Source organism: Candidatus Magnetobacterium casense (assembly GCF_019173545.1).
Classification (GTDB): domain Bacteria; phylum Nitrospirota; class Thermodesulfovibrionia; order Thermodesulfovibrionales; family Magnetobacteriaceae; genus Magnetobacterium; species Magnetobacterium cryptolimnobacter.
Window position 1 is genome coordinate 1 of the sequence record NZ_JABXWD010000245.1, and the last position, 5,207, is coordinate 5,207.

7 protein-coding genes are annotated in these 5,207 nt (G+C 51.6%); all 7 read right to left on the minus strand.

The window, feature by feature from the left end:
• Nucleotides 1-43: 43 nt before the first annotated feature.
• Complete coding sequence (locus HWQ67_RS12325; protein WP_218252990.1) at nt 44-2,446, minus strand: right-handed parallel beta-helix repeat-containing protein; 2,403 nt, start codon at nt 2,444-2,446, stop codon at nt 44-46.
• The gene (locus tag HWQ67_RS12330) at nt 2,446-2,994 is read right to left on the minus strand and encodes a hypothetical protein (RefSeq protein WP_218252991.1); all 549 of its coding nucleotides are present in this window, start codon (nt 2,992-2,994) and stop codon (nt 2,446-2,448) included. Before HWQ67_RS12330 ends, HWQ67_RS12325 begins: the two co-directional genes overlap by 1 nt.
• A complete protein-coding gene (locus HWQ67_RS12335) occupies nt 2,994-3,548 on the minus strand; it encodes a hypothetical protein (protein WP_218252992.1) in 555 nt (184 codons plus the stop codon). Before HWQ67_RS12335 ends, HWQ67_RS12330 begins: the two co-directional genes overlap by 1 nt.
• Nucleotides 3,545-3,793, minus strand: coding sequence for a hypothetical protein (locus HWQ67_RS12340; protein WP_218252993.1), 249 nt, complete (start codon nt 3,791-3,793; stop codon nt 3,545-3,547). The genes HWQ67_RS12335 and HWQ67_RS12340 overlap by 4 nt, the downstream gene beginning before the upstream one ends.
• 427 nt (nt 3,794-4,220) lie before the next feature.
• On the minus strand, nt 4,221-4,523 hold the full coding sequence (locus HWQ67_RS12345; protein ID WP_218252994.1) for a hypothetical protein: 303 nt from the start codon (nt 4,521-4,523) through the stop codon (nt 4,221-4,223).
• Nucleotides 4,520-4,795 (minus strand): hypothetical protein, encoded by a 276-nt coding sequence (locus HWQ67_RS12350; RefSeq protein ID WP_218252995.1) that lies wholly within the window; start codon nt 4,793-4,795, stop codon nt 4,520-4,522. The genes HWQ67_RS12345 and HWQ67_RS12350 overlap by 4 nt, the downstream gene beginning before the upstream one ends.
• A gap of 40 nt (nt 4,796-4,835) precedes the next feature.
• Nucleotides 4,836-5,207 (minus strand): hypothetical protein (locus HWQ67_RS12355; RefSeq protein WP_218252996.1); only part of this gene is annotated, 372 nt, incomplete at its 5' end.

The window sequence follows — 5,207 nt, forward strand, 5'->3', positions numbered from 1 at the left end:
ATGAAACTCGAAATACTGATCTATCTTGTAAAGCTGCATTGAGCTACCTCCCCTTGATAATCACCCCGGACCCGATAACGCTGTTACCCCCGCCGCCCCCGGCTGCCACAGCGGTTAAGAGGCCGTCGAAAGGCAGACCGTAGGACCAATAGGCATCGAGATTGTCCGCTTGCGTTTTAGCCCCCGTTACAGACCAATCACAGACCCCGCAAAAACCGGCGGTCCCGTTAACCCGGACAAAAAACTCTAAGACCCCATCAGCAGAAACGGCCCCCGGCTGGCCCGAAAGGGTTTCCCAGGTGCCCGGCGGGGTATCCACATCCGGGCCGGAAGTGGCCGTGTCAAGCACAGTATCAGCGGTTATGCCCAAGGAGTCACAACGCCTTACCACCAATTCAGGTGAATCACCATTTAAAGCATTGGATTCCCTCACCTTGACGCTGACCGTGGGGTTTTGCCCGCTGGCCACCGGCACAAAATAGCTCCCACTCTCCAGCTTATAAGTCGCACTACTGGGCGTCAGCTTTTGGGAGGGCGAGGCCGTGCTGTAATAGCTGGTGTCGGCGATGATGGTGCCTTCAGGGGTCCAGGTCTTTTCACCCGCCAATCCCGCCGTCCCCCCAAGCCTGGATGCTCTAACAAAACTCTCCGGCAGCCAGTTGGTTCTATTCCAACTCCCTCCCAACTGAGTGCTGCTTCCCAGAGTTACATTGTCCAGGTAAATTTGGGCAAATTGCTGATAGCTATAGGAGCCTACCGCCCCAAAATTCAAATCCGCGGTGCTATGCGTGGTCTTGATGCCGGAAGCCGTGCCCAAGTTGCCGCCCCGCACAGTAAATTGCGTAATCCCGTTAACAGCAATGCCGCCTGCTGTAGAGAACACCGTGTCACCGTTCAGGGTCAAGCTGTCATAGACTATATGTGTGCCGCCAGTAAAAATATTTTGTGTGCCGTTTCCCCAGGCAATGACTGAAGTAATTTCGATGTTGGAAGTGCTTGTAAGATTTAAACCGCTTTGTGTATTGCGCCAAGCCGTCAGAGTGCCAAAAGGGTAAACCGTGCCATAATTACCAAGGTTGGTGCCGATATAAAAGCCTACATTGCCGCCACTATGTATTACATTGCCATCTATAGAGCCGGAGGCACCCGGCAGGGCGGCTAACTGCATCCCATAACTGCGCCCCCCGGCAATTACATTATCATCTATTACAGCATTAGTAGTTGATATATAAACAGTTACGACATTGCCACCCTGATAAATGAGCCAATTATTGCTATAGGTTATTGGTGTTTGAGTAGATGATAGCAGACTTACGCTATTGCCTGCCACACTCGCCAAATTATAAAGGCAGTTATAGGTAATGCTCACATTGTCAATAGTAGCCCCGCTAAAATAAATCCCATAATCCTCAAAATCATGGAAAGCACAGCGGTTGAGGTTGCAACTCCCAGAGGTGGTTTGAATATCAATCCCCCGCTTGCCGGCGGCGTCCTCGCCCAGATATGAGAACTCCGTCCAGTCCACATCTACCGTAGCAGTCGTGGCGAACTGGACATAGCCCACGGCGGTTGTGGTATGAGATGTGACAACCACATTCCTTGTTAAATTAATAACCTCGGCCTGACAAGGGCTGGTGCCGATATGCGCCCGGATAAGCTCGTCGGTGAGAGTGACGGTAGTACCGGAAGCGTTGCCGTTTAGCGTGGTGGTGAAGCAGTCCGTGTAAGTGCGGGAAGTAGAGGCAATGGCAATCTTGTCACCGGATTTCCAGCCCGTGCTCACGTCCGTGGTGATGGTCAGTTGACCGTCCAGCACATAGGAGACGCTGGTCTGCGTCCCGGCGGTGGCGGATAAGACTATATGATCAGCATCAGTAACGGAAGAGATGGTGTAATCCACTCCATTGATTTTGATGGTGCCGGACATGCCGGTGAAGGTCTGGCCCTGTAGCCGAGTAACGGCGGTCCCGGAAGTATTGCAGTAACCCCCGGCGTCCGCTGCCAGATAGGCCCGGTCAACCGTAATGCGGTCAGAGGCCCCCTGGCAGGTGAAGGTGCCCCCGGCCCGGATGAGAAGGCCATATTTGCCGTCGGCCAAGGAAGCGGAGTAATTGAGTTTTAGGGTGAAGGTCCGGGTATTAGGAATCGGGTTAGCTACCGTCCCGAACTCAATCGTCCCCCCGGTGGCGTCCGTTTTGATGTCGCCTTTGCAGATCAGGGTATAGTTGCCGGCCACGGTGGAGGGAACAAACAGCCGCCCGCCGCTCTGAACCTCAATCGCCGCCGTGCTGGAATCCGGACCAACCGTGACATTGTTGTCAAACTCGACATCATGCGTACTGGCGATAATGGCATTGTCGCCCTCACCCGGAGCCACGCCACCCGTCCAGGTCGTCGCTGCCCCTGCAACCCAAGTTCCGTCCGCCGCCGATGTGATAGCCGCCATTACATCTCCGCCTCTGCACTAAAATCATTGTCAGTCTTATTTCTCAATTCCTGAATAAACGTCTTCCATGCCTGCCACCGGGCCTTGCGGTCGTCTAACTCCGCTAACCGGGCCTGCCAAGCCGCCACTAAAGCCGGGTAATTCTCATCGCCGGGCAGGGGAGCGTTAAGGGTTTCCTTCTCCTTCAGGTCAGTAATATGGTTAATGTCTATGTCCTGCTTGTCCGCCAGGGCTTGCAACGCGGTTAGGCGGTTGTTGAGGATATAGGTCTTGATTTGCTGAAGATTGTAGCCACCCGCCGGGAAGGGGAGGCCGGTCGTGGGGTCTGTGAATTTCTTATGGTCCTGCAACCCCGCCCGCCAAATCTGGAATATCGCCCGGTCCCTGGCAAGGGCGGCTTGCGTATGGGAGAGAATAGTCGCCTCCTCCGCCGTCAAGGTGCCCTTTGCCAGTAAAGTAGCCTCAAGCCGTTTCCGGTGGATAAAATCCACAAAGCTCTGCACAAACTGCTTTAGCAGGGTGTCCCGGTAGGCGACAGGAATAGCCATTAGTCAATATCCCAGATAATTGCCCCGGCCTTCAGGGCATCCAATATTGCCTTGCGATTTTCATAGTTGGGCAACCGGCTTGCCAGTTCATCCCGATCGGCGTTCTTTTGCGCTATCAGTTCCGCCTTCATTTCTTCTGGGATAGTGGGGTCGTTCTGAATAGCGGTGATTTCCGCCTGTAACCTGGCCCGTTCCCCGGTAATGTAATTAATTTCGGCCTGTTCCTTGACCCGCAATTCCTCAAGGATAATCTGTCGCAAGTTCAAGACTGCCGCAGATTTGAAATTAACCCCTCCCAAGCTAAGATTAGCAATCCATACTGCTATTAAATCCTGATTGTGGGCCAAGTTTTTGGCATAGTCCAACATCACATATTCTTCTTCTGCCGTCCGTCCTATGCGGTTGTAGAGGGCCTGCCACTCCTGCTGTTTCTGGCGATGGTCAAGTTCACTCCTAAAGATATTTCCCAGGAGGGCCTGCTGTTGGGCATTGAGTTGCGCCGCCGCCGGGGAGGCCAGGGCCAAAAGCATTAACGCCGTCATCAAGAGTTTCATTTGGTTTGCTCCTTGTATTCGTACCGCTCCACCAGTCCGTCCGGGTTAACCACATAGAGGCACCATTTTGACAAGTGCAGGTCAAAGCCTTTCAAAAACTGCCGCCCGTCGCTCACTTGCCGCCCTTCAATCATAATCCCCTGGTAATGCTCCTTTACTATCTGGCCGCTCTCGTATATTTCTTGGGCGTCCATTGGACAAATCAGGACTTCCAAGAGCAGGAGCAGGGCGGCCAGGTGCCTCATCCCTCCCCCTTCTTTTTCGGGTGCGGAGCCGTGCCCTTTACCTTGCTTAACCGCTGCCGCTTAGGGGGCTTGGGGCCTTTCTTTTTTTTCGCTTTGCCTTTTTTCTTGTCGCCCATATCGAGGACACTCCCTATTGGCGTGAGGACTGCGCCGACAACAACAGATATTTCCCCACCTTAACCAGCCGCATAACCCGCCTTGCCCTTGGCACCAGTTCTCGCACACTCCAATTTAATCCCATATCGTTTAGTGGTTATCTCTACACATCTAACAAAACCATCTTTGACTGTCTTGTAGTGATATATTTTATTATCTATACAAACCGCCGTGATGCCATTACTCAAATGCTTAACCGGCATATCGTATAAATGCGCCGGGAATCTCCGTACTGGCAGGTTAGCTATTATTTTCTTTAATTTTCTTATGTTTATCTATGCTCCAATTTCTTAACCTTTTCTTTCTGCATTTCAATCGAGGCGTTTAATTCTTTCATGCGCTGCTGCACCGCGGGCGGTGAGGTTTCGGGTTTGGGATACCTTTCTTCCAACTGCCATACCCGCTGCTGCATCCCCATGAGTTGATCGTTTTCGATTTTGTAGTCTAGTCGCCGCTCTAACTTCTTTACCTCTTCGCATTGGGCATAACGGGCCTCGAAAAAGAAGAACGCTCCAAAACATGCCCCGATGAGCGTTACCACGCCGATGATGAGTGCAAGGTCTGGTTTTTTCATATCTTCTTTCCGTTTATCTTAGCCTTCAGAAACGCTATATCCTCACTATGCTTTGCACAAACGCCGTTCACTTGCTCTCGCCATCGTTGTTCTCTGGCTCTTTGTTCATCGAGGATATATTGATCCATATTGTTAAGTTTTTGATTAACCCAGGCAACCCAGCCGCCCCCCAACCACCGAATAAGACCAAGCAAACCGCCAAGAACAAGGACAACCAATCCCAGGAAGAAAGAAATGTATTGCCAGTAACCACCATTACCTGCTCCTGTCATTTATTGCACCCGACACCGCCGCCGGTGCTTTCTCCCCACTTTATTTGAACACATGCGCCAGAAATATATTTATTATCACCGCTATAGTGACGCTAACAGCCAAAGGCAGGCCGATTATTATTAGATAGAGCTTGGCGTCCATTACTCCGCGGGATTGTTCTTGGCTCCGCATCCTCAATTCCAATCCAAGGGGACCGGATATTTGCCCCTGGACATTGCTTATGTCTTTCGTGTGCTGCTCTTGTAAAACAAAAGCCCTTTCCATTTCCGCGGTCCTGGTGTTTACTATATTCCGTGCCATTACTTCCGTAGCTTTTTCTCTTTCCTCCAATATTGCCATTACCGTATCAATCTTTAATTCTACGTACTTTTCAAGCATCTCCTTACACTCAGGCCAGCACGGTCCTTTGAG

Excerpts from the sequence above, each read along its gene's own strand:
- HWQ67_RS12325 (WP_218252990.1), bottom strand. The coding sequence starts at position 2,446 with ATGGCGGCTATCACATCGGCGGCGGACGGAACTTGGGTTGCAGGGGCA.
- HWQ67_RS12330 (WP_218252991.1), bottom strand. The coding sequence starts at position 2,994 with ATGGCTATTCCTGTCGCCTACCGGGACACCCTGCTAAAGCAGTTTGTG.
- HWQ67_RS12335 (WP_218252992.1), bottom strand. The coding sequence starts at position 3,548 with ATGAAACTCTTGATGACGGCGTTAATGCTTTTGGCCCTGGCCTCCCCG.
- HWQ67_RS12340 (WP_218252993.1), bottom strand. The coding sequence starts at position 3,793 with ATGAGGCACCTGGCCGCCCTGCTCCTGCTCTTGGAAGTCCTGATTTGT.
- HWQ67_RS12345 (WP_218252994.1), bottom strand. The coding sequence starts at position 4,523 with ATGAAAAAACCAGACCTTGCACTCATCATCGGCGTGGTAACGCTCATC.
- HWQ67_RS12350 (WP_218252995.1), bottom strand. The coding sequence starts at position 4,795 with ATGACAGGAGCAGGTAATGGTGGTTACTGGCAATACATTTCTTTCTTC.